The following is a 23,225-nucleotide window of genomic DNA, read 5'->3' as shown; positions in this document are numbered from 1 at the left end:
TACCCATTGGTACAAATCAACCTTGGGGTAGCCGAACAGAAGGAGGGGGTTTCCGTGGCACAGCAGGAGCGCGCGAAGCGGACCCGTCAAGTGATTCTGGAAGCCGCCGGAATCGTCTTCGACGAGTGCGGCTATGAAGCGGCCACCATTTCCCAGATCCTGGCCCGGGCCGAGGTGACCAGGGGCGCCCTCTACTTCCATTTCAGCTCCAAGGAAGACCTGGCGCGCGGCGTCCTGGACTCGGCGGTGACCACGGAAGGCGTGATGCCGCAGCAGTTCAAGCTCCAGGAGCTGGCCGACACCTCCCTGCTGCTCGCCCACCGCATGCCCAGGGAGCCCCTGCTGCGGGCCGCCCTGCGGCTGTCGGTCGACCAGCGGGCGCGGAAGCTGTTCGGCACCAAGCGGCCGGACTGGATCACGGTCGGCGCCGATCTGCTGGCCGACGCCAAGGCCCGGGGCGAGCTGCTGGCCCACGTCGACCCGTACGAGACCTCGCGCTTCCTCGTCGGCGCCTGGACGGGCGTCCAGCTGATCGCCGAGGAGGTCCCCCACCAGCGGGGCGACGCCTTGGTGCACGAGATCTCCCTGATGTATCAGATGCTGCTGCCGAACATCGCCGTTCCGGCCGTTCTGGCGCGGCTCGACGTCGCGCCGGACCGCCCGTTGCGGCTGTTCGAGGCGGTCCGCCCCGACGAGGGCGGCGAAGGCGACACGGCCGGGGCCTGAGCCCGGCGGCCGACGGACGGGGCCCACCGGCTCGCCAGGGGGGCGGGCCCAACGGACCCTGACCATTGGCCAAACCTTCACCCGGTGAAACCGTTCGTATGGTTTATTTACAGTAGTCAGCCCGAGGAGTGACAAGTCCCGGGCTGGGGGGATATCCGCCTGCTCGTACCAGGCCCGTTACGCATAACCAACACGCACAGCGGATCAACATGCTTCGGAGGTCGGCCGTCCGGCCATCGCAGTGGGGGGAATGATGGGAACGGACTCGAGCCGTCCAGTCCTGGGCGACCGGGCGCCGGAACAGGTGCTGGCGGAGCTGCGCACCACGCTCTTCGCGTCGCTCCAGCGGAGCGACCAGCGCCTCCGGGCCGAACAGTACGTACGCGGCCTGCTGGCCGCCGAGGGGCGCAAGACGCTGCGGAACATCGCGGCGCAGATCGGCGGGGCCACCGCCCGGCAGAGCGTCCACCACTTCATCAGCGACTCGTCCTGGGAGTGGCGGCCGGTGCGCCAGGCCCTGGCGCGCCACACCGAGCGGCTCCTGGAGCCACAGGCCTGGGTCGTACGCCCCACGGTGATCCCCAAGGCGGGGGTGCACTCGGTGGGGGTCGAGCCGCGCTTCCTGCCCGACCTGGGCCAGACGGTCAACAGCCAGCAGGCGTACGGGGCCTGGATGGTCTCCGGCACGCACGCCGTGCCCGTCGACTGGCGGCTGCTGCTGACCGAGAGCTGGCTGGCCGACGCCGAGCGGCGCCGGGGCGCCGGAATCCCCGCCACCGTGCGCACCGCCACCCCAGAGGACTGCGTCAGCCAACTGGCGCCCCGGGCCGGCGGCGAGTCGCCGGGACGGGTGCCCGTCGTGGTGAACGTCGACGGGCTGGACGCCGCCGAGTGCGCCCGCCGGCTGGAGTCGCTGGGCGCCCCGCTGCTGATGCGCGTCGACGCGGCCACCCGGCTGCGGGCCGACGGCTCCGCCCTCCAGGGCTACAGCGAGCGGACGACGACCGCGGGGCAGCTGCTGGAGGCCGTGAAGCGGCTGCGCCGCCCGACCGAGTGGACCCTCACGCGCGACGACCGCCGCGACACCGTGGCCACCACCGTTCCCGTGCTGCTCCCCCGCCCCCGGCGCGACCGCGCCGGGCTCCCGGACGGCACCCCCTGGCGGCCCATGCGGCTGATCGGCGAATGGGCCGGCGGCGAGCGCCGGCAGGCCCGGCTGTGGCTCACCGACGCGACCGAGCTGCCGATCGGGGCGTTATTGAGGCTGACCCGGCTGACCGCCGTCGCCGACCGCGACGCCCGGCGCATCGCCGACCAGGTGGGCATGCGGGACTTCGTGGGCCGCTCGTTCCAGGGCTGGCACCGGCATGTGACGCTCGCGTCGGCCGCCCATCTCGCCGTGGTCATGGCAGGCACCGAGGCCTTCCCGGCCACGCGCGCGACGGAGGCCGCGCCGGAGGTCACGGACGGCCCCGGGGCCGCCGCGCCAACGAAGGGCGGCGTGGCCTCCCGGGGCCCGTCCGACTCGGCCGGCACGGCCGCCTGACCGAACGGTCTCCCGAGCGGGGGGGCAGCCCCGGCGAGGGGGACAGCCACAGCGAGAAGCCGCCCCGGCAAGGCGCCGCCACGGCGAGCCGTCAGGCGAGCGACGCCCCCGCCGGGATCAGCTCGTGGAAGCCGCGCTGGTAGTAGACGAGCGGCTCGCCGTCGCCCTGGTCGGCGTGGTGGACCTCGCCGATGAGGATCAGGTGGTCGCCACCGGGGATCCGCCGCTCGGTGCGGCACTCCAGCCGGGCCAGCGCGCCGGGCAGCAGCGGCAGCCCGCGCTCGGAGAGCCGCACGTCCGTCCCCGCGAACTTGTCGGCGCCCTTGCTGGCGAACTTGCCGGCCAGGCCCTCCTGGCCCTGGGCCAGCAGGTGGATGACGAAGCCTTCCGACTGGTCGAAGGCGTCGAAGCAGTTCGCCCGGTTGTCCAGGCACACCAGGACCAGTGCGGGGTCCAGGGAGACCGAGGAGAACGCACTGGCGGTGAATCCGTGGCTCCGGCCGTCGGCATCGGTGGTGGTCACCACGGTGACGCCGCTGGCCCAGCGGGAGAGCGCGGCGCGGAACAGGTCGGGGGAAATCGTCTCTGTGAGCACGCCCCAAGACTGTGCGGAACCCCTAGAGCGAGGGTCGAGGGGCGCCCTGTCGCCGGGGCTCGCGGGGCTCGAGACCGGATCGAGGCCCGGTGGAGGCCCGGTGTCACGCCTCCGGGTCCAGGCCCGTTCGAGCTGACCTCAAGCGCCGGGCGCCACGCTGGGACCGCCGGGCGTCCTTGGCCACAGCCAGGGCGCGCCCGCGTGTTCCCGACCGGAGAGAGGCACCCGTGAGCATCGTCGAGGATAAGCCGCTGAACGTCAGCGACCGGCCGTCCCCGGAGGCGGCCGCCGCGCCTCCCACCGTCCCCGCGGACATGACCGGACGCGTCGCGGAGCTGGCGGACCTCCGGACGCGGGTCCTCGAAGGACCGAGCGCCAAGGCCACCGAGGCCCAGAAGGCCAAGGGCAAGCTCACCGCCCGCGAGCGCCTTGAACTCCTCTTCGACAAGGACACCTTCACCGAGACCGAGCCCTTCCGCCGCCACCGCGCCACCGGCTTCGGCCTGGAGGACAGGAAGCCCTACACCGACGGCGTCATCACCGGCTGGGGAAAGGTCGAGGGCCGTACGGTCTTCGCCTACGCCCATGACTTCCGCATCTTCGGCGGCGCCCTCGGCGAGGCCCACGCCCAGAAGATCCACAAGCTGATGGACCTGGCCGAGACGGCGGGCGCGCCCATCGTGGGCCTGTGCGACGGCGCCGGCGCCCGGATCCAGGAGGGCGTCACCGCCCTCGCCGGCTACGGCGGCATCTTCCAGCGCAACGTCCGCAACTCCGGCGTGCTGCCGCAGATCAGCGTCATCATGGGCCCCTGCGCGGGCGGCGCGGCCTACTCCCCCGCGCTCACCGACTTCGTCTTCATGGTGCGCGGCACCTCGCAGATGTTCATCACCGGCCCGGACGTCGTCCAGGCGGTCACCGGCGAGAAGATCACCCAGGACGGGCTGGGCGGCGCGGACGTCCACGCCGAGACCTCCGGAGTGGCGCACAACGCCTACGACGACGAGGAGTCCGCCCTGGAGGACGTGCGCCACCTGCTGACGCTGCTGCCCTCCAACAACCGCGAACTGCCGCCCGCCGAGCCGGTGTACGACCCGGTCGACCGGCGCAACGACGCCCTGCTCGACCTCGTCCCGGCCGACCCCAACCAGGCGTACGACATGCGGGCGGTCATCGAGGAGATCGTCGACGACGGCGAGTACTTCGAGGTCCACGAGCGCTGGGCGCCCAACATCATCTGCGCCCTGACCCGGATGGGCGGCCAGGTCACCGGCATCGTCGCCAACCAGCCGCAGCGGATGGCGGGGGTACTGGACATCGAGTCCTCCGAAAAGGCCGCGCGCTTCGTCCAGATGTGCGACGCCTTCAACATCCCGCTGGTGTCCCTCGTCGACGTGCCCGGCTTCCTGCCCGGCGTCGACCAGGAGCACGGCGGCGTCATCCGCCACGGCGCCAAGCTGCTCTACGCGTACTGCAACGCGACCGTGCCCCGCATCTCGCTGGTGCTGCGCAAGGCCTACGGCGGCGCCTACATCGTCATGGACTCCCGCTCCATCGGCACCGACCTCGCCCTGGCCTGGCCGATCAACGAGATCGCCGTCATGGGCGCGGAGGGCGCGGCCAACGTCGTCTTCCGCCGCGAGATCGCCGCCTCCGACGACCCGGAGGCCACCCGGCAGGCCCGGATCGCCGAGTACCGCGACGAGCTGATGCACCCTTACTACGCGGCCGAGCGCGGCCTCGTGGACGACGTCGTCGACCCGGCGCTCACCCGCGCCACGCTCATCGAGGCCCTCACCATGCTGCGCAACAAGCACGCCGCCCTGCCCGCCCGCAAGCACGGCAACCAGCCTCAGTAGTGGGGCACCCCGGGCACCCCACCGGCCGCCCGGCCGGTGGGCACAACGGACGGAGCGTCATCAAAGTAGCCCCTTATTAAAATACCTACCGTTAGGTAACATGACACTCTTGGGTCCCTTCGGTAGGAATCCGTACCTGCCATGCCTACTGTCAGAATCACCCTTTCAGGTGATCGGCGCAGGGTTCATCGGTCGCGCCGGGAACAGGAGTGTGCGCAGTGAGGTTCAACCTCATCGGGCCGTTCGAGATCGTCGCGGACGACGGCCGGACCTACGTACCGAGCACCCCGAAGGTCTGTCAGGCACTGGCACTTCTCCTGACCCGGCCCAACGAGATCGTCACGGCGGACTCGCTGATCCAGGAGCTCTGGGGCCAGAAGCCACCACGCAGTGCCCTCACCACGCTTCAGACGTACATCTACCACGCCCGGCGCATGTTCGTCGGTGAGGAACTGGCCGCCGCCGGCCGGACCCTCCTCGCGACACGCGCGCCGGGCTATGTCATCCAGGTCGACGACACCGAGGTCGACATCAAGATCTTCGAGCAGCTGATCGCCCGGGGACACTCCGAACTCCAGGACGGCGACCCCGAGTCGGCCGTCCATCACCTCAACCAGGCACTGGGGCTCTGGCGCGGCCCGGTGCTCTCCAGCATCCCCTCCGGCGACCTCCTCGCGGGCTCCATCGCCCACCTCGACGAGCTGCGCATCCGGGCGCTGGAGCTGCGCATAGAAGGCCAGACCCAGCTCGGCCGGCAGCGCGAGTCGATCCCCGAACTGCGCCTGCTCGTCCACGCCTACCCCCTCAACGAGTGGTTCCACGGCCAGCTGATCTCCGCCCTCCACGGCTCGGGCCGCCGCGCGGAAGCGCTCCAGGCGTACCAGAACCTCTACCGCATCCTCAACGACGAGCTGGGCCTGGAGCCCTCGCCCGAGCTCCAGCGGCTCCAGCGCGAGGTGCTCAACCCGGAGCCGTCCGAGGTCACCTCGCTCAGCCGGGTCACCGCACCACGCGACGCACGGGCCGTGACACCGCTGTGGATGACCTCCATGACGGGCTGACGCCTCGGCGCGGTCCGTGACAGTGGTGCCCGGGCGGACACTCCTCCGCCCGGGCACCACTGCCGTTCACCCGACCGCCGCTCGTGGACGCCGTCAGCGGACGCCGTCAGCGGACGTCGCCGTACCAGCGCCACTCGGCCGGGCGGGCGAGGCCGGGCAGATCACCGCGGCCGGTGCTCCACAGCAGCGTCCCGGCGGCGCCGTGGCCCGTGGGCGCGCCCGGGAAGATCCGCTCCAGCACGGGGGCGCAGAGCTCGTCCGAGGGCTCCCAGTCCAGCCCGAAGGTGAGGGCGACGTCCCGGCTGTGCAGCAGGAGTTCGGCGACGCCCATGGCGGCGAAGCCCGCCGCGTCACTGGTGCCCCACGGGTGCCAGGCCCGCGCCTCGGGCGACGCGTCGCGCACGACACCGGTCAGCAGCCGGCCCGCGATCCGGATGCCCTCCGCCTTCGCGGCGGCCGGCGCCCCGGCGTCGATGTGGGTCATGAGCGTGATGTAGCGGTCCGTCGGCTGGGCTATCAGCAGGCCGGCGTATCCGACGAGCGCCTGGGAAAGGTGGGAGACCGTCTGCTGACAGCTCCATTCCAGATTTCCCGCGGGGCGGGACCAGTCGCCCTCGGACTTCTCGAGAAGCGCGGTGGCGGAGTCGGTGGCGGCGGTCACGAGTTCGTGCCAGGAAAGAGTCATGGCAGCGATCATGACATACAGGACGGTCGGTTTGATAAATCCTTAACACCCTTGCCCGATCCGGAATTGGCGGCCCCGGCCCGACCGCCGACGCGGGCCAGGGCGCGCCCGAAGGGGCCCGGACCCGCGTGCGCGGATCCGGGCCCTTCTCACCGGGGGACGGGGGCGGGCCCCCGGAGGCTGGGCGGCCTTACGCCTTGGGCTGCTGGAAGACCTTGACCATGCTGGCGTAGCTGTTCTTGCCGTGACCGGCGGCGATCGTACGCGCCATCAGGCCCTGGACGAAGAGGGGCAGTTCGGGGTTGATGCCCTGCGCCTCGCTCTCGTGCACCAGGTGCTCGAGAGCGCCGGCGTGGACCTCCATGGTGGCGTCGTTGGCGGGGAACTTGCCGTCGCCCGCGTCGATCTGGCCCGCGTAGTCCGTGGCGAAGCCCTTCACCGCGTCGACCCAGGCGGTCGCCCAGGGCAGGAACTCGCTCGCCTTCACACCGACGGTGTCCAGCAGCGCGACACCGTGGAGGAAGCTGTTGAGGGTGCCCCACATGACGCCGAGCAGCGACACGTCGTAGAGCGCGGCCAGCGCGTGGTCCGCGCCCAGGTGGGTGGTGTTGCCGCCGAGGACCTTGAGGGTGGTCTCGTGGGCGGCGAAGACGTCGGCCGGGCCGCTGTAGAAGAGCACGGTCTCGGCGCCGCCGATGAGGGCGGGGACGGTCATGATGGCGCCGTCCAGGTAGCTCGCGCCGTGACCGGCTGCCCAGCCGGCCTTCTCCCGGGCCTGCTCCGAGGAGCCGGAGGTCAGGTTGACCAGGGCCTTCCCGGAGAGCGCGGAGCCCAGCGGGTCGAGGACCGAGTGCATCACGTCGTAGTCCGAGACGCACACGACGACCAGCTCGGAGGCGGCCACGGCCTCGGCCGGCGAGGCCGCGAGCACGGCACCCCGGCCCACGAGCTCCTGGGCCTTCTCCGCGGAGCGGTTCCACACGGTCGTCGGGTGCCCGGCCTTCAGGAAGGCCCCGGCCAGCGCCTGCCCCATCAGCCCCAGACCGATGACCGTCACCGGTGCGTTGTCGTTGCCCGCCATCACAGCTCCTATCCAAGGACGAAATTCATTGCCCACTCAGATTCACTCACGGGCCGTCACCAGGGAAGTACCCACTTGAAAGTGTGTACTTACCACCAGGTAAGCACCGTCTTCGGCCCGCGCTCGATCCTCCACCGATCATCCCTCGACCAACGGGCGTTCATCGTCGCGGAATTACCGGCGAATGCCCTTCCGGTTGACCCGGTGGGCGAAAAATGGCCAGGCTGCTGCAAACCTCGAAGGCACGAAACACCAATTGCCGGAGGAACATTCATGGTCACGAATTCGGAACTCACCGCCTTGCTCGCCGCGATGAAGCAGGCCCGCCCCGTGCTCCGGGCGAACGGCCTGGAGGCCGAGGAGAAGCGCCGGGTGCCCGAGCAGAACCTCGAGCTCCTGGAGAAGGCCGGCGTCTTCCGCATGGCCGTACCGGCCCGCTTCGGCGGCCTCGACCTCGGCATCGCCGACCAGGGCGCGATCGTCTCCGAGATCGCCAGGGCCTGCCCGTCCACCGGCTGGGCCATGACCGTCTGGCTGACCGGCGCCCGGATGGCCGCCTTCTACCCGGACAAGGCGCAGGAGGAGGTCTTCGCGAACGGCTCGGTCCGCGTCTCCATCGGCTTCGCCCCCACGGGCACCCTCGTCCCCACCGAGGGCGGCTACCTCCTCAACGGCCGCTGGAACTACAACACCGGCTGCCACGGCGCCGACTGGGACGGCCTCGCCGCCATGCTGGAGCACCCCGACGGCACCACCGAGGAGTTCCTCGTCCTCGTGCCGATGTCCGAGCTGTCCATCACCGACGACTGGGACGTCACCTCCGGCAGCGGCACCGGCAGCGCCACCACCACGGCGAAGGACGTCTTCGTCCCGGCGCACCGCGTGGCCTCCTACGGCGACATCATGACCACCGGCGTCGCCGACCGCTGGAACAGCACCGCGAAGGGCCGCGAGTACGGCGTCGTCCCGTTCATCATGTCCGCCTACGCCCTGATGGCGATCGGCGTGGCCCGCGGCGCCTACGAGCTCTTCCTCGACCGCCTGCCGGGCCGCGGCATCACCTACACCTCCTGGACCGACCAGAAGCAGCACCCGCTCACCCAGATCCAGGTGGCCACGGCCGCCAACAAGATCGACGCGGCGGAGGCGCTCTCGTCGAAGTGGCTGGAGCTCCTCCAGCACCGGGCCGACGCGGGCGAGGACCCGACCCTCGAGGAGCGCGCGATCGTCCGCGGCCGCACCGCCTTCGCGGGCCAGCTCGCCAAGGAGGCCGTCGAGCTCCTCCAGACCGCGAGCGGCGCCTCGGTGATCAAGCGCGACGTCCCCTTCCAGCGCTTCCACCGCGACATCCTGGGCTTCACGCTCCACGCCCTGGCCCAGATCAACGTGAACATGGAGGTCCAGGGCCGCGTCCTGCTGGGCCTCGACCCGGGCACGGACATCCTCTGACATCGGACCACGCGCCGCGGCACTCGCCGAACGCGTCACCCACCGCGCGTCACGGTGGCGCGCTCCCGTGGCGCAGACACCCCGGCATCTGCTCGCACCACGGTGGTGGGAGCGCAGTCCCGACGGCTGGACGCTTCGGGACGGGCCGTCTGATGAAGCGCGATGGCTCGAGGCCTCATACAGCGACAAGACCATCGTGACCCGTGTGGGTGGCTTGCACGCCGACTACGCGACCGGCGAAGACCGCCCCATCGGCCTGCCGACGTCATCCTCGACCCTGCCGAGCCTGAACGTCAGCATGTTCCAGCACGCCCGGATCGGCGACGGCGACGCCCTCGGGCACATCGGCACCGGCCCCGGCTACGCCGACGCTCTCGCCTGCCGCCGCCTCGGGGACAAGCAGGTCACGAGCATGGATGTGGACCCGTACCTCGTCGACGCCGCGCGAGCGCGCCTCGGCGAGATGGGGCTGCACCCCACGGTCATGAGCGTGGATGCCACCGGCGACCTGCCCGGCGCGTTCGACCGAATCGTCGCCACTGTCTCCGTCCGGCCGATCCCCGCGAGCTGGCTCGCCGTGCTGACCTCCGGCGGCCGGCTGCTGACGACGATCGCCGGCACGTCGCTTCTGATCACTGCCGAGAAGGACGAGGAGGGCGGGGCAACAGGGCGTGTCGAATGGGATCGCGCCGGCTTCATGCACGCCCGCCACGGCGCCGGCTATCCGCCACGTCTCGCCGCCTTGCTCGCCCTCGCCCGCGAGCATGACGGCGACGAGGTCGGCACCGGTCGCTATCCAGTCGTGCACGTGACCGAAGCTTGGGACCTCGCTTCGATGCTTGACATCGTGGCGCCCGGAATCGAGCACGAGTACAGCGAGGACGACGAGCAGCGCGTCGCCGTCATGGCGCACGCCGATGGATCATGGGCACGGGCGACCGCTCGCGCCGACGAGCCCCCCAGGGTCCACCAGGGCGGCCCGCGCCGCCTGTGGGACACCCTCGACGAGATCCGGGCCTATTGGCTCACCAACGGTGAACTACCGGTACGAGGGGCCAAGGTCTACATCAAGCCCGACGGCTCGACGTACCTCGCCCGAGGACCGTGGAAGGCCAAACTGTAGAGCAGGACGCACAGCAGGGGCCCGGTCGTCCGCAGCACAAGCGGACGACCGGGGCCCCGGCATGCACTCGTGATGCCGCCTACCTATCAGGCTTTGCAGCGTCCGGAGCGCTCAGGCCGAGGTGCCGGTGCAGGTCGTACCGGGGCAAGCAGCTGAGGCAGCCGCAAGCACCGACGGGCACGCGATGGGCACGCGATGGGCACGCAGGAAGGCGCAAAGATCATTGAGTTCCGGCGCCGCCGAGTCTCGGCAAAAGAAGAAGCCCAGATCACGGACTAGGTGACCTGGGCTTCGGCGGAGCCGCCTTCGGGATTCGAACCCGAGACCTACGCATTACGAGTGCGTTGCTCTGGCCAACTGAGCTAAGGCGGCAAGCTGCGTACCCACAGGGTGGCGTGTGCAGCGCGCCTAAGTCTACAGGGTTCCCAGGGGTGCTCCGTACACGGTTCTTCGCGCGAGGACCTCGCAGGTCAGGAGCACTTGCGGGAGGCGGGCGGCGGGGTGCCCGTGAGGAGGTAGTCGTTGATCGCGCCGTCCACGCAGCGGCTGCCCCGGGTGTAGGCGGTGTGGCCGTCGCCGTCGTAGGTGAGCAAACGGCCGGAGGAGAGCTGGGAGGCGAGAGCGCGGGCCCAGGGGTAGGGCGTCGCCGGGTCGCGGGTGGTGCCGACGACGAGGATGGGGGCGGCGCCCCGGGCCGGGATGCGGTGGGGGCCGCCGGTGGCCCGGACGGGCCAATAAGCGCAGCTCAGGGCGGACCAGGCGAAGCTGGCGCCGAGGGCTGGGGAGGCCTTCTCGAAGTCCGGGACGGCGCGGCGGACGGCGGCCGGGCCGCGGAAGGCGGGCGGGAGGTCGAGGCAGTTCACCGCCGAGTTGGCGGGCATCAGATTGGTGTAGTGACCGCGCTGGTCGCGCTCGTAGTAGAGGTCCGAGAGGCGCAGCAGCAGGGCGCCGTCGCCGGTCTGGGCGTTGTGGAGGGCCTTGCGGAGGATGGGCCAGGTGGTCTCGTCGTACATGGCGGAGATCACACCCGTGGTGGCCAGGCTCTCGGTGAGCCGGCGGGAGGTGCCGGTGGCCAGCGGGTGCTGGTCGAGCCGGTCGAAGAACTGCTTGAGGCGGACGCCCGCGACATCGGGGCGGCCGCCCTCCAGCGGACAGTCCTCGTGCTGGGCGCAGTCCGCCGCGAAGGAGGCCAGGGCCGTCTGGAAGCCCGCCGTCTGGTCGCGGTTGATCCGGCGGGCGTCGAGGCTGGGGTCCATGGCGCCGTCGAGGACGAGCCGGCCGACGCGGGAGGGGAAGAGCCCCGCGTAGGTGGCGCCGAGGAAGGTGCCGTACGAGGCGCCGACGTAGTGCAGCTTGTCGTCGCCGAGGACCGCGCGGAGGACGTCCATGTCGCGGGCCGCCTCGACGGTCGAGACATGGCCCAGCAGCTTGCCCGAACGGGCGGCGCAGCCCTGGGCGAACTTCTTGAACGACGCCACCAGTTCGCGGACCTCGGCGGGGTCGTCCGGGGTGGTGTCGACCTGGGCGTAGGCGTCCATCTCCTTGTCGGAGAGGCAGGTGACGGGCTGGCTGGCGGCGACGCCGCGCGGGTCCATCGCGACCATGTCGTACTGGGCGCGGACGGCGGCCGGGTAGCCGGAGGCCGCGTACTCCTGGAGGAAGCCGATCGCCGAGCCGCCCGGGCCGCCGGGGTTGACCATCAGGGCGCCGAGGCGCTTGCCGGGGCCCGTGGCCTTCTTCCGGGAGACGGCGAGCTTCACGTCCTCGTGGGAGCGGGGGGCGTCGTAGTCGAGCGGGGCGCGCAGCGTGGCGCACTCGAAGTCCGCGCGCTTGCCGCCGCAGGAGTGCCAGGCGAGCCGCTGGTCGTAGTACGGCCGGAGGACGGGCGGCATGGCGACGGGCAGCGGGGCCAGCTCCGGGGGCGCCGCCTGTTCGTCGGCCGCCTCGGCCGCCTCGGGCGGGAGGAGGGAGGCGAAGGAGCCGGGGTCGCCCACCTGCCGCGGTCTGGCCGCCGCCGCGCCCGGCACCACGGTCCCCGAGACGGCGGCGGAGATCAGCAGGGCCGCGGTCGCGGCGAGCGTGCCGGAGGTGCGGAACAGGCGACTGGTGTCCATCGGCTGGCCCCTCGGTGTGGGAGACAGGTGGGCGTACGGCATTCGGACATCCATAGGACATACGGACATGCGACATGCACAGGACCACGCGGGCATACGGAGCGTATCCGGACGGATACCCGACTTGGCCAGCCTTACGGCCCACTAGTCCTCATACGAGTGAGGAATCACCCAACCTGCGGTGTGCCCGGCATTCCTCGTACTACTCACCCTCCCCGGCCCAGCTCACCCGTTCCCCCCGTCACCCGGACGAGGCCCCTGTCACCGCCCCTGTCACGGTCCCTGTCACCCGGACGGACCGCGCCCGGACGACACCTGGCACGACACCCGGTACGACACCCCGTACGACAGCGGGCGGTCAGCCGGCGCGCAGCGCGACCGCCATGGCCTCGACGGCGAGCAGCGGCGCCACATTCCGGTCGAGCGCCTGCCGGCAGGCGCTGATCGCCTCGATGCGGCGCAGCGTCGCCTCCGGCCGGGAGCCGCGCGCGATGCGCTCCAGGGCGTCCCGCGCGTCGTCGTTGGCGAGCTCGACGCGCGAGCCGAGCTGTATCGCGAGCACGTCGCGGTAGAAGCCGGTCAGGTCGGTGAGGGCCAGGTCGAGGCTGTCGCGCTGGGTGCGGGTCGCGCGTCGCTTCTGGCGGTCCTGGAGCTCCTTCATGGCGCCGGCGGTGCCACGCGGCAGCCGGCCGCCCGTGCCCGCGGCCGCGCCGAGCGCGGCCCGCAGCTCCTCGGTCTCCTTGGTGTCGACCTCCTCGGCGACCTGCTTGGCGTCCTCGGCGGCGGCGTCGATCAGCTCCTGGGCCGCCTTGAGGCAGCCGCCCATGTCGGCCACGCGCAGCGGCATCTTCAGCACGGCCGCGCGGCGGGCCCGGGCGCGCTCGTCCATGGCCAGGCGACGGGCCCGGCCGATGTGCCCCTGGGTGGCGCGGGCCGAGCGGACCGCGAGCTCCGGCTCGATCCCGTCCCGGCGGACGAGGATGTCGGCCACCGCCGCCGTGGGGGGCGTGCGCAGCGTCAGGGACCGGCAGCGGGAGCGGATCGTCGGCAGCACGTCCTCCAGGGACGGCGCGCACAGCAGCCAGACCGTGCGGGGGGCGGGCTCCTCCACGGCCTTGAGCAGCACGTTGCCCGCGCCTTCGGTGAGCCTGTCCGCGTCCTCCAGGACGATCACCTGCCAGCGGCCGCCGGCGGGCGACAGCTGGGCCCGGCGGACCAGTTCACGGGTCTCCTTGACGCCGATGGACAGCAGGTCCGTACGGACGATCTCCACGTCCGCGTGCGTCCCGACGAGGGCGGTGTGGCAGCCCTCGCAGAAGCCGCAGCCGGGGGCGCCGCCCGTCGCGCGGTCGGGGCTGACGCACTGGAGCGCGGCGGCGAAGGCACGGGCGGCGGTGGCCCGGCCGGAGCCGGGCGGCCCAGTGAACAGCCACGCGTGCGTCATCCGGGATGCGGCCGCCGCCTCCGGGACCGCCGAGGGATCCGTCCCGGCGACCGTGACCAGCGCGTCCGCGTCCCACGCGGCAGCGGAGAGCTGCTCGATCACCCGGTCCTGGCCGACCAGGTCGTCCCACACCGCCATGGTTGTTCCTCCGCGCGCCGTCGGTCCTGCGGCTTCCCATTGTGGGCCACGGCACTGACAGGTCCGCCCCCGTAAGGGGCCCCGCAAGGGGCGCGGGGCAGTGTCGACATGCGGCTACCGCCGCGTGGGCGCGCCCCGTAAGGGGCGCGGGGAACTGCGCGACCAGCCCCCACCGGCCCGCAGGTGACCGGACCAGGGTTGCAGCAGAGCGCTCAGCTCTGCTCGTCCTTGCCGGCGTCGCGCTTGCCGAGCAGGTCGTCCGCCAGCGTGGGGGCGTCGTCCGCCCACTCGGGGCGATGGCGCCGCGCCTTCCGCAAGGGGCGGCCGGACCCATCGGCACCCTCGGCCTCCGCGTCGTCGACCCGCGGCAGCTCACGCGTGCGCTCGACCTCCGGAGCGGCCTCGTCGTCCTTGCGGAAGAGCCAGTCGGGGACGCGGTCCACCGGGTTCTCCGGCCGCTCCGGCCGCTCCGACCGCGTAGGCCGCGCGGGCGGCTTCGGCAGCACGGCCGTCTCCTCCGACTCCGAGCCCTGGCCACGGGGGGCGTCCTGCGGCTCGACGCCCCAGGTGACCCGCGGGGTCGGCGGCATCGGCGCGACGACGGGCGGTAGCACGGCCGTCTGATCGTCGGAGCCGGCCGGGGGCCGGGGCGTCTCGACGGTCGGCGCGTCGCCGGCGTCCTTGGCGTCCTTGGCGTCCTTGGCGTCCTTGCGGAAGGCAACGGTCCCCACGACGGGCGGACGCACGGAACCACGATCGCCGCTGTCACCGGTGTCCGCCTCCGGCTTCCGCAGCGAAGGCTGCGGCACGGTGGGCGCCTCGTCGGCGTCGCCACCGGCGGCGCCCGCGGCAGCGGCACCGGAACCCGCACCCCCACCGGGCTTCGCCGCACCAGCCGCCTCGGCGGCCCCCGCCGCCTCCGCCGCCCCCGCCGTCGCGGCTTCCGCCGCCACCCGGGCCTGCTCGGCCTTCAGCAGGGCCTCCTCTGCCCTGCGCTGCTTCTCCAGGCGCCGTTCCTCGGCCTCGGCACGCAGCCGGGCCTCCTCGGCGGCCTGCTCGCGCAGGCGTTCCTGCTCGGCGGCGCGGGCGCGCTCCTCCGCCTCGCGGCGGACGCGCTCCTCCTCCGCGCGCTGACGGGCTTCCTCGGCCTCGCGGGCGCGGCGCTCCTCCTCACGGCGCGCGGCCTCCTCGGCCTCGCGCCGGGCGCGCTCCTCCTCGGCGCGCAACCGCTCCTGACGCTCGCGCTCCAGCCGCGCCTCCTCCGCCTTACGGCGCTCCTCCTCGACCCGGCGGCGCTCCTCCTCCGCCCTGCGGGCGGCGGCCTCCGCCTCACGTGCGGCGGCCTCCGCCGCCTCCCGCTCCGCCTTGCGGCGGGCCTCCTCCTCGGCCGCCTGGCGCGCCGCCTCCAGGGCGGCCGCGCGCGCGGCCTCGCGGGCCTCGATCTCGGCGGCGGACAGCGGCAGCATCTGGTCGAGCCGGTGGCGGACGACCTCGGTGACGGCCGTGGGCTCCTGCCCCGCGTCCACCACGAGGTACCGCGCCGGGTCGGCCGCGGCCAGGGTCAGGAACCCGGTCCGGACGCGCTGGTGGAACTCCGCCGGCTCGGACTCCAGCCGGTCCGGCGCCTCCGTGAAGCGCTCGCGCGCGGTCTCGGGCGAGACGTCGAGCAGCACCGTCATGTTCGGGACGAGCCCGTCCGTGGCCCAGCGCGAGATGCGGGCGATCTCGGTCGGCGAGAGGTCGCGCCCGGCGCCCTGGTAGGCGACGGACGAGTCGATGTAGCGGTCGGTGATGACGACCGCGCCGCGCTCCAGGGCGGGCCGTACGACGGAGGCGACGTGCTCGGCGCGGTCGGCCGCGTAGAGCAGCGCCTCGGCGCGGTCGGAGAGGCCGGCCGACGCGACGTCCAGCAGGATCGCGCGCAGCCGCTTGCCGATGGGCGTGGCGCCCGGCTCGCGGGTGACGACGACCTCGTGGCCCTTGGCGCGGATCCACTCGGCGATCGCCCGCACCTGGGTGGACTTCCCGGCGCCGTCGCCGCCCTCGAAGGCGATGAAGAAGCCGGCGGGGGCGGTGCCCTCGGCGGGGTCGCCGCCGCGCACCACGTCCAGCAGGTCGCGGTGGAAGGGCACCCCGTGCCGGTCGTCGGTCCGGCCCAGCACGAGCGCGCCCACGGGCAGCAGCAGCGCGCCGACGAGCATCAGCGTGAACGCCGCCCCGCCGTGCGCGAAGACGAAGGAGCCGGACACGAGCCGGTGCGGCCCGATGACGGCGGCGAGGACGGGTGCCACGACCGCGCCCAGGGCGACGGTGAGGCGGACGACCGCGTGGAGGTGCTCGGTGTTGAGGGCCCGGCGGGCCTCCTCGGTCTCCTGATCGAGGAGGGAGTGCCCGGTGTTGGCGACGACGCCGGCGGAGCAGCCCGCCAGCAGGACGAGCAGCAGCACGGTCGTCGTGTCGGGCACCAGCCCGGCGGCGAGCAGCGCGGCGCCCGTCAGGGCGAGCGCCAGCGCGAGCAGCCGGCGGCGGGAGAAGCCGGGCAGCACCTTCCGGGCGCCGCGGATGCCCAGGACCGGGCCGCCGGTGAGCGCGAGGGCCAGCAGTGCGAAGCCGACGGGGCCGCCACCGAGGTCGGCCGCCTGGAGCGCGGCGACGCCGACGGCCGCGGCGACCGCGCCCGCGATGGCCGCGCAGGACAGGACGAGCACCGGGATCGCGCCCGTGCGCCCCTTGTCGGCGGCGCCGTGGGCGGTCTTGGGGCGGCGCAGGCCCTCCAGCGGAGAGTGCGCGCGGGGGGCCTTCACGCCCTCGGGCAGCGCGGGCAGCGTCAGCTGGTGGAGCACCGCGCCGGACGTCGCGAAGAGCCCGGCCGCGAGGAACGAGCCGAGGGCCGCCTGGTGGAGGTGGAACCAGTCGATGCCCGAGCCGAGCAGATTGCCGATCAGGGTGATGACGAGGAGCGCGGCCGCCGCGACGGGCAGCGCGAGGTAGGTCGTGCGCAGCGACAGCCGCCGCAGCGCGTCCTGGTGGTCCGGCAGCGGGCGCACCGCGCCACCCTCGGGCGGCGGGGCGGGCAGCAGGGCGGGGACGGCGCCGTCCTTGGCGATCGTCCAGACGCGTTCGGCGCCGCCGACGGCGAAGGCCGTGACCAGCAGCCAGACGACGGCCTGGTGCCCGGTCCAGTCGGCCCACAGGGGCGCGACGGCGAGCAGCGCGAACCGCAGCCCGTCCGCGCCGATCATCGTCCAGCGGCGGTCGAGCCGGCCGGCCGGAGCGAAGAGGGAGGACAGCGGGTCCAGCAGGACCGCGCCGAGGAGGAGGGTGCCCAGCAGCCGCGCGCCGATCACGGCGGCGATCGCCAAGGCGGCGCCGCGGTAGCCACCGCCGAAGGACCCCGCCTCGACCGCGGCCTGGAGGGCCAGCAGCAGGAGGACGAAAACGGCGAGGCCGTCGCCGACGGCCCCGGCGGACTGGGCGCTCCACAGCCGCCGCAGCGGACGGAAGCGCAGCAGGGCCCGTACGGCACGCTCGCGGGAGTCCGCGGCCAGTGCTCCGGATACGGGGCTCTCCAAAGGTGGCTGGTCGGCTCGCGTCATCCTGCCAGCCTATCCGGAGTTGTCCGGATGCCGACTGTCAATACGAACGTATATACGAACTTACGTCCGGGTCCGGCGCCACCCACCGAGGCCGGGTACGGACCAGGCCGCCCCGACCGGTACGGACCAGCCCCCGACCGGTACGGACCGGGCCGCCCCCGACAGGGGCAGCCCGTCCGGCCTACTCGGCGTCGGCCGTCGCGGCCGCCGTCGCGGCCGTCGTCTTCTTGGCCGTCGTCTTCTTCGCCGCGGCGGTCTTCTTCGTCGCCGTGGTCTTCTTCGCGGCCGTCGTCTTCTTGGCCGCGGTCTTCTTCGCCGGGGCCTTCTTGGCCGTGGCGGCGGTCTTCTTCGCGGGCGCCTTCTTCGCCGTCTTCTTGGCCGGCCCCTTGGCGCGCTTCTCCGCGAGCAGCTCGTAGCCGCGCTCCGGGGTGATCGTCTCGACGTCGTCGTCACGGCGCAGCGTCGCGTTGGTCTCGCCGTCGGTGACGTACGGGCCGAAGCGGCCGTCCTTGACCACGACGGGACGCTCGCTGACCGGGTCGGTGCCCAGCTCCTTCAGCGGCGGCTTGGCCGCGGCGCGGCCGCGCTGCTTGGGCTGCGCGTAGATCGCCAGGGACTCGTCCAGCGTGATGTTGAAGATCTGGTCCTCGGTCTCCAGGGAGCGCGAGTCCGTGCCCTTCTTCAGGTACGGGCCGTAGCGGCCGTTCTGCGCGGTGATCTCCACGCCCTCGGCGTCCTTGCCGACCACCCGGGGGAGGGACATCAGCCGGAGCGCGTCGTCCAGCGTCACCGTGTCGAGGGACATCGACTTGAAGAGCGACGCGGTACGCGGCTTGACGGCGTTCTTCCCGGTCTTCGGGGTGCCCTCGGGGAGCACCTCGGTGACGTACGGGCCGTAGCGGCCGTCGCGGGCGACGATCTGGTGGCCGGTGCCCGGGTCGGCGCCCAGCTCGAAGTCGCCGCTCGGCTTGGCGAGCAGCTCCTCCGCGTACTCGACGGTCAGCTCGTCCGGGGCCAGGTCGGCCGCGACGTCGGCGCGCTGGTGGCCCTCGGAGTCCTTCTCGCCGCGCTCCACGTACGGGCCGTAGCGGCCCACGCGCAGCACGATGTCGTTGCCGACGGGGAAGGAGGACACCTCACGGGCGTCGATCGCGCCCAGGTCGGTGACGAGCTCCTTCAGACCGCCGAGGTGGTCGCCGTCGCCGTTGCCGGCGTCGGCGGCGCCGCCCTCCGGGCCCTCGCCGAAGTAGAACCGGCGCAGCCACGGCACGGCCTGGGCCTCGCCGCGGGCGATGCGGTCGAGGTCCTCCTCCATGGAGGCGGTGAAGTCGTAGTCGACAAGCCGGCCGAAGTGCTTCTCCAGCAGGTTGACCACGGCGAAGCTCAGGAAGGACGGCACGAGCGCCGTGCCCTTCTTGAAGACGTAGCCGCGGTCGAGGATCGTGCCGATGATCGACGCGTAGGTCGACGGGCGGCCGATCTCCCGCTCCTCGAGCTCCTTGACCAGCGAGGCCTCGGTGTAGCGGGCCGGGGGCTTGGTGGCGTGGCCGTCGGCGGTGATCTCCTCGGCCGACAGCACGTCGCCCTCGGCGACCTGCGGCAGCCGGCGCTCGCGGTCGTCGAGCTCGGCGTTCGGGTCGTCGGCGCCCTCGACGTAGGCCTTCATGAAGCCGTGGAAGGTGATGGTCTTGCCGGACGCGGAGAACTCGGCGTCCCGGCCGTCGCTCGCCCGGCCGCCGATCTTCACGGTGACGGAGTTGCCGGTCGCGTCCTTCATCTGGGAGGCGACGGTCCGCTTCCAGATCAGCTCGTAGAGCCGGAACTGGTCGCCGCTCAGACCGGTCTCGGCGGGGGTGCGGAAACGATCACCCGAAGGACGGATCGCCTCGTGCGCCTCCTGGGCGTTCTTGACCTTCCCGGCGTACGTGCGCGGCTTCTCCGGCAGGTAGTCGGCGCCGTAGAGCTGGGTCACCTGCGCCCGGGCGGCGTTGACCGCCGTGTCCGAGAGCGTGGTGGAGTCCGTACGCATATAGGTGATGAAGCCGTTCTCGTACAGCTTCTGCGCCACCTGCATGGTCGCCTTGGCACCGAAGCCCAGCTTGCGCGAGGCCTCCTGCTGGAGCGTGGTGGTGCGGAACGGCGCGTACGGGGAGCGGCGGTACGGCTTGGACTCGACCGAGCGCACCGCGAAGGCGGCGTCGGCGAGGGCGGCGGCCAGCCCGCGGGCGGTCGCCTCGTCCAGGTGGAGGACCTGGGAGCGGTCCTTGAGCTGCCCGTTCGACCCGAAGTCACGGCCCTGGGCGACGCGACGGCCGTCGACCGAGGACAGCCGGGCGATCACGGTCGAGGGGTCGCTGTTGTCGCCGGGACGACCGGTGCCGAAGGTGCCGGTGAGGTCCCAGTACTCGGCGGACCGGAAGGCGATGCGCTCCCGCTCCCGCTCGACGACCAGCCTGGTGGCCACGGACTGCACCCGGCCGGCGGACAGCCGCGGCATGACCTTCTTCCAGAGGACCGGCGAGACCTCGTAGCCGTAGAGGCGGTCGAGGATGCGGCGGGTCTCCTGGGCGTCGACGAGCTTCTTGTTCAGCTCGCGCGGATTGGCGACGGCGGCCTGGATGGCGTCCTTGGTGATCTCGTGGAAGACCATCCGGCGGACCGGGACCTTGGGCTTGAGGACTTCCTGGAGGTGCCAGGCGATGGCCTCGCCCTCGCGGTCCTCATCGGTGGCGAGGAAGAGCTCGTCGGACTCGGCCAGCAGGCCCTTGAGCTTCTTGACCTGATCCTTCTTGTCGGCGTTGACGACGTAGATCGGCTGGAAGTCCTTGTCCACGTTGACGCCGAGCCGGGCCCAGGGCTCACCCTTGTACTTCGCCGGGACCTCGGCGGCCCCGTTCGGGAGGTCACGGATGTGCCCGACGCTCGCCTCGACGACGTATCCGGGGCCGAGGTAGCCCTTGATCGTCTTCGCCTTGGCAGGCGACTCGACGATGACGAGTCGGCGGCCGCCCTGTGCGGTCTCGCTGGTCGGGGACAACTTCGCTCTTCTTCCGGTCGACACTCGGTGGGTGTTTCGGTCTGGGCGTTGCGTGACGCTGCGGAGTGTGACGGTACATCCCGCCCCCGTGTCAAACGGAAAAAGCCCGCAACGCCACTCGAACGGTAACCCGACAAGCGTCCTGTCTGCCGCCCGGACCGTCACACCACTGTCAGGAAGGCCCCATCGGCCCCACGGCCGCCGCCCGCCGCACCGGCCCTGCCGGGCGGACGGGACGGGCGGCGGAAACATGACGCGAACACGACCCCTCCGTCCGCCCTTCCCATGAGTCGGACGACGGCTTCCCGGGGCCCGGACCGGTGTGGGGGCAAGGCGGCGGCGAGGGGCCGGCGGAGGGCCGTCAGTCGCCGGCCGGCGAGAGAAAGCCCTGCTCGACGAGGGTGCGGATGGCGTCCGGGGTACGGTCGCGGAGGGACACCGCGTCCTCCCCGACGAGCTGCGCGATGGCGTCGAGAATCCGGCCCGCGGGGAGCGTCCCGTCGCAGACGCCCGCGAAGCCCGCCCCGACCGTGTCCACCTTGGTGGCCCGGCGCATCCCCCGGTTCTGCCGCAGCACGACGTGCTCGGGGTCCTCCGCGCCCGGCAGCCCGACCTGCTCCTGGACGACCTCGTCGGCCAGCGTGAAACGGGCCGCGAGCAGCGCCGCGTCGTCATGCGTCCGGAGGAAGTCCTGTCGCTCGAAATGAGCCGTTACGGACGGGCCGAGCGGCTGCTCGACCGGGTGCGGCCACTCCTCCGCGATCACCGACGGGCGGTCGCTGCCTGTTTTGCGCAACGTGATCCAGCCAAATCCGACGCCCTTGGTCTTCCGTGCCTCGAACTCCGCCAGCCAGGCGTCGTAGCGGGCCGCGTACTCCTCGGGCGCGGTGCGGTGGTCACCGGCGTCGCGCAGCCACAGCTCGGCGTACTGCGCGACGTCCTGGACCTCGCGCTGGACGATCCACGCGTCGCAGCCGCGCGGCACCCAGGAGGACAGCCGCTCGCGCCAGTCCTCGCCCTCGACGTGCTGCCAGTTGGCCAGCAGCTGGCAGTGGCCCCCGTCGTTGAGCCGGTCGGCCGAACGCCGGACGAGCGTGCGGCACAGGTCGTCGCCGCCCATGCCGCCGTCGCGGTAGGTCAGCCGGGCGCCGGGCGAGATCACGAAGGGCGGGTTGGAGACGATCAGGTCGAAGGTCTCCCCCGCGACCGGCTCGAACAGCGAGCCCTGGCGCAGATCGGCCTCCGGCGCGCCGGACAGCGCGAGGGTGAGCCGTGCGATGTGGAGCGCGCGCGGGTTGAGGTCCGTGGCCGTGATCTTGGTCGCATGCTGGGCGGCGTGCAGCGCCTGGATGCCGGAGCCGGTGCCGAGGTCGAGGGCGCTGCCCACGGGCGTGCGGACCGTGATCCCGGCGAGCGTGGTGGAGGCCCCGCCGACGCCGAGGACGAGCTCCGAGCGGTCCACCCCGGCCGGGCCACCGCCCCCGGCGATCCCGCCGGCGCCGCCGACGGCGCAGCCGAGGTCGGAGACGATCCACCAGTCCTGGCCGTCGGGCCCGCCGTACGGGCGGACGTCGACGGTGGCCCGTACCTCGTCGCCGTCCCGGACGAGCCAGCCGTCGGCGAGGCAGTCGGCCACGGGCAGCGCGGCGGCGACCCGGCCGTACGCGACGGGGCACTGGAGCAGGAAGAGCCGGGTCAGCGTCTCCAGCGGGCCGTCCCCGCGAGTGGCGCGCAGGGCGGGAACGGTCTCGCTGCGGGCGAGGGCGGCGTAGGCGGGGGCGCCGAGCAGGTCGAGGAGGCCGTCGGCGGTGAAGGCGGCGGCCAGCAGGGATTCGCGCAGGCGTGCGGTGCGCGTGGGATCGGCGTCGGGAAGGCGGGGCGTACTCACGGGACCATTGTCGGGGGCGGCGCCGGGGAACGACGAAGGCCCGGCGCGCCGAACGGGGCGCACCGGGGCCGCGGCGCCTTCCCGGCCGCCGGCTGTGCCTTCCTGGTCTGCTTCCGGTTCGCTACGGCTTCTTGCTCTGCGGCGGGGAGCCCACCGGCTTCTGGCAGGCCGACGTCCTCGACATCGCCTTGCCGACGTCGCCGGACTGGAGCTTCTTGAGCGCGTCGTCGCTCCGGCCGCTGAGCTTGGCGATGTCGCCCGCGATGACCTTGAGGCCGTCGCCGAACTTGGACCTGTCGCCGGTGTCCAGCGCGTCCACCCGCTTCTTCAGCTCGGCGTACGCCCCGGATAGGTCGTTGAGCGCCTTGACCGCGTTCTTCTCGCTGCTCTCGCCGTCCTTGACGGGCGGCGCGCCCGCGTTCTGGACGGAGGTGGCGAGCGCCTTGTACGCATCGACGTTGGCCTGGAAGGCTGCGGAGTCGGTCTGCTGGATCTTCTTGGAGTCCTGCTCGTTCTGGACGGTCGCGATGGAGGCGTTGGCGTCGGTGATCTTCTTCACCTGAGGCTGCATCTGGTCGCAGACCTGCTTGGCCCAGTCATCCAGCTTCTTCTTGTTGCCGCTGTCGTCGCCGCCACAGCCTGTCAGCGTCAGGACGAGTGCCGCCCCGCCGGACAGTGCGGCCACAAGCTTCTTGTTCACCGGATTGGTCCCTTCGATGGCTCTCGGCCCGGGAACTTACACGTCCGCTCGCGAAGGGCCGGGAGCCGAGCACACCGTATGCACCCTTTTAAAGCCATTTGCACCAAGCTTGGCGTGGCGTTCGCCGCACCTGGGCGGGGGTGCGGACGGTGTGCTCCGCTCATTTCCGTACGGGGTACCGCT

General features: G+C 72.4%; 15 protein-coding genes and 1 tRNA gene. 6 read left to right on the top strand and 10 right to left on the bottom strand.

Annotated features, from left to right (window positions below):
- The first annotated feature begins 54 nt into the window (after positions 1–54).
- Positions 55–726, top strand: a complete 672-nt coding sequence (locus tag AB0E98_RS12170) for a ScbR family autoregulator-binding transcription factor (RefSeq protein ID WP_361701471.1) — start codon at positions 55–57, stop codon at positions 724–726.
- A 250-nt stretch (positions 727–976) separates the two neighbouring features.
- Positions 977–2,272, top strand: a complete 1,296-nt coding sequence (locus tag AB0E98_RS12165) for a transposase (protein ID WP_361701470.1) — start codon at positions 977–979, stop codon at positions 2,270–2,272.
- A gap of 91 nt (positions 2,273–2,363) precedes the next feature.
- Here AB0E98_RS12165 and AB0E98_RS12160 read toward each other — a convergent pair whose 3' ends face one another.
- The gene (locus AB0E98_RS12160) at positions 2,364–2,867 is read right to left on the bottom strand and encodes a flavin reductase family protein (protein ID WP_311614277.1); all 504 of its coding nucleotides are present in this window, start codon (positions 2,865–2,867) and stop codon (positions 2,364–2,366) included.
- A 314-nt stretch (positions 2,868–3,181) separates the two neighbouring features.
- Between AB0E98_RS12160 and AB0E98_RS12155 the strand changes: the two genes are divergently transcribed.
- Entirely contained in the window at positions 3,182–4,726 is a 1,545-nt protein-coding gene (locus AB0E98_RS12155) for an acyl-CoA carboxylase subunit beta (RefSeq protein WP_361701543.1), read from the top strand.
- Positions 4,727–4,944: 218 nt separating this feature from the next.
- Positions 4,945–5,787, top strand: a complete 843-nt coding sequence (locus AB0E98_RS12150) for an AfsR/SARP family transcriptional regulator (RefSeq protein WP_361701469.1) — start codon at positions 4,945–4,947, stop codon at positions 5,785–5,787.
- A gap of 106 nt (positions 5,788–5,893) precedes the next feature.
- On the opposite strand, the gene AB0E98_RS12145 is transcribed toward AB0E98_RS12150, so the two are convergent.
- Both AB0E98_RS12145 and AB0E98_RS12140 read right to left on the bottom strand, forming a co-directional pair.
- Entirely contained in the window at positions 5,894–6,472 is a 579-nt protein-coding gene (locus AB0E98_RS12145) for a maleylpyruvate isomerase N-terminal domain-containing protein (protein ID WP_361701467.1), read from the bottom strand.
- 190 nt (positions 6,473–6,662) lie between these two features.
- Positions 6,663–7,553 (bottom strand): NAD(P)-binding domain-containing protein, encoded by an 891-nt coding sequence (locus AB0E98_RS12140; RefSeq protein WP_361701465.1) that lies wholly within the window; start codon positions 7,551–7,553, stop codon positions 6,663–6,665.
- Between the two features lie 273 nt (positions 7,554–7,826).
- Here AB0E98_RS12140 and AB0E98_RS12135 point away from each other — a divergent pair, with 273 nt between their 5' ends.
- Together AB0E98_RS12135 and AB0E98_RS12130 are read left to right on the top strand one after the other, a co-directional pair.
- Positions 7,827–9,002, top strand: coding sequence for an acyl-CoA dehydrogenase family protein (locus tag AB0E98_RS12135; protein ID WP_361701463.1), 1,176 nt, complete (start codon positions 7,827–7,829; stop codon positions 9,000–9,002).
- A 205-nt stretch (positions 9,003–9,207) separates the two neighbouring features.
- Positions 9,208–10,125, top strand: coding sequence for a protein-L-isoaspartate(D-aspartate) O-methyltransferase (locus AB0E98_RS12130; protein WP_361701461.1), 918 nt, complete (start codon positions 9,208–9,210; stop codon positions 10,123–10,125).
- 298 nt (positions 10,126–10,423) lie between these two features.
- Here AB0E98_RS12130 and AB0E98_RS12125 read toward each other — a convergent pair.
- The 7 genes from AB0E98_RS12125 to AB0E98_RS12095 form a co-directional block, all read right to left on the bottom strand.
- A tRNA-Thr gene (locus AB0E98_RS12125) sits at positions 10,424–10,497 on the bottom strand.
- A gap of 98 nt (positions 10,498–10,595) precedes the next feature.
- Positions 10,596–12,239: an alpha/beta hydrolase gene (locus AB0E98_RS12120; RefSeq protein ID WP_361701459.1), complete on the bottom strand. Its 1,644-nt coding sequence runs from the start codon at positions 12,237–12,239 to the stop codon at positions 10,596–10,598.
- 358 nt (positions 12,240–12,597) lie between these two features.
- Positions 12,598–13,821 (bottom strand): DNA polymerase III subunit delta', encoded by a 1,224-nt coding sequence (locus AB0E98_RS12115; protein ID WP_361701457.1) that lies wholly within the window; start codon positions 13,819–13,821, stop codon positions 12,598–12,600.
- 212 nt (positions 13,822–14,033) lie between these two features.
- The gene (gene tmk / locus AB0E98_RS12110; RefSeq protein ID WP_361701455.1) at positions 14,034–17,417 is read right to left on the bottom strand and encodes a dTMP kinase; all 3,384 of its coding nucleotides are present in this window, start codon (positions 17,415–17,417) and stop codon (positions 14,034–14,036) included.
- 181 nt (positions 17,418–17,598) lie between these two features.
- Positions 17,599–20,454, bottom strand: a complete 2,856-nt coding sequence (gene topA, locus AB0E98_RS12105) for a type I DNA topoisomerase (RefSeq protein ID WP_361701454.1) — start codon at positions 20,452–20,454, stop codon at positions 17,599–17,601.
- A gap of 361 nt (positions 20,455–20,815) precedes the next feature.
- Entirely contained in the window at positions 20,816–22,342 is a 1,527-nt protein-coding gene (locus AB0E98_RS12100; protein ID WP_361701452.1) for a methyltransferase, read from the bottom strand.
- Positions 22,343–22,463: 121 nt separating this feature from the next.
- Entirely contained in the window at positions 22,464–23,042 is a 579-nt protein-coding gene (locus AB0E98_RS12095) for a small secreted protein (RefSeq protein ID WP_361701451.1), read from the bottom strand.
- Positions 23,043–23,225 lie beyond the last annotated feature (183 nt).

The sequence above is a fragment of the Streptomyces sp. NPDC037389 genome (assembly GCF_040636475.1).
Lineage (GTDB): Bacteria > Actinomycetota > Actinomycetes > Streptomycetales > Streptomycetaceae > Streptomyces > Streptomyces hesseae.
This window is presented reverse-complemented; position numbering and strand designations above follow the sequence as displayed.